Source organism: Streptomyces sp. KR55, assembly GCF_052245645.1.
GTDB classification, from domain to species: domain Bacteria; phylum Actinomycetota; class Actinomycetes; order Streptomycetales; family Streptomycetaceae; genus Streptomyces; species Streptomyces flavusporus.
On the sequence record NZ_JBQQCE010000935.1, the window covers coordinates 1 to 1157 of the forward strand.

General features: G+C 67.8%; 1 protein-coding gene. It reads right to left on the reverse strand.

From position 1 onward, the window contains the following. Positions 1 to 719: 719 nt before the first annotated feature. Positions 720 to 1157: HAD-IC family P-type ATPase (locus ACTWQJ_RS51620; RefSeq protein ID WP_443313241.1), on the reverse strand; the 438-nt coding region annotated here is incomplete at its 5' end.

Sequence of the window (1157 nt, forward strand, 5' to 3'; positions counted from 1 at the left end):
CAGAAAGCCCAAGTACGCCCAGTACGAGGACTTCCGGCCGGCACGCCGAGAGCACGCACCGGACGCCGCTCCTTGACGGGCAAACGTTGCCTGCCGCGGCACTAGTCGCCGGGCGAGCTGGCCGTTCACTGCAACTGGCCCGGCGAGTGAGCCGAAGGGGCGCGCCCCGGAGGCGAACGAGCCTCAAAAAAATACAGAAGGCGCCCTGGCGTCGGTCCCCCCACGGGCCGACGACCAGGGCGCCTTCCCGTGTCCCGGTGCGGATTCCCCCCACGGGATCCGGCCGGGCGCCTGTGAGACCAGCGCCTGAATCGCTGTGAGCACAATGAGCAAAACTCTTCGTGCTCGGGTGGTGCGAACTGTACGGCTGCTGCGGTCTGCCGGGACAGCGCACTCTGGGAGGGCCGCTCAAAGCTCCCCGGTGTACGTGTCCCGGCAACGCATCTCTGGAGAAGTCCCCCAAGACATCCCCAGATGCCAGGTGGCGCCCCCCAAGACGCCCTCTGACATCGCCAACTTAGACCTTCGAACCCCTTCGATGGTTACGTTCACATCACTGTGATCTGCGTCTCTTGCATATGTCCTGTTAGATACGCAAGAGGCCCAGTATGGCGAACGGGTCTCAAGCGTAAGGAAGATGCGCGAGCCTTGTGAAGAGCTTATGTGAGGCTCGTCTCGGACTCCAGGGGGCCCCTGCTTCGGTTTCGGTCGCTTCGGCTTCAGCGGAACGTCCGCAGCCGGAGGCTGTTCGTCACCACGAAGACCGACGAGAAGGCCATCGTCGCCCCGGCGATCATCGGGTTGAGCAGCCCGGCCGCGGCCAGCGGCAGCGCGGCCACGTTGTAGCCGAAGGCCCAGACGAGGTTGCCCTTGATCGTGGCCAGGGTCCGGCGGGACAGCCGGATCGCGTCCGCCGCCACCCGCAGATCCCCGCGCACCAGGGTCAGGTCGCCCGCCTCGATCGCCGCATCGGTGCCGGTGCCCATCGCGAGCCCGAGGTCGGCGGTGGCGAGCGCGGCCGCGTCGTTGACGCCGTCGCCGACCATGGCGACGGTGCGCCCCTCGGCCTGCAGCCGCCTGACCACGTCCACCTTGTCCTCGGGCAGCACCTCGGCGATCACCTCGGCGATCCCGACGGCGTCCGCCACGGCCTCCGC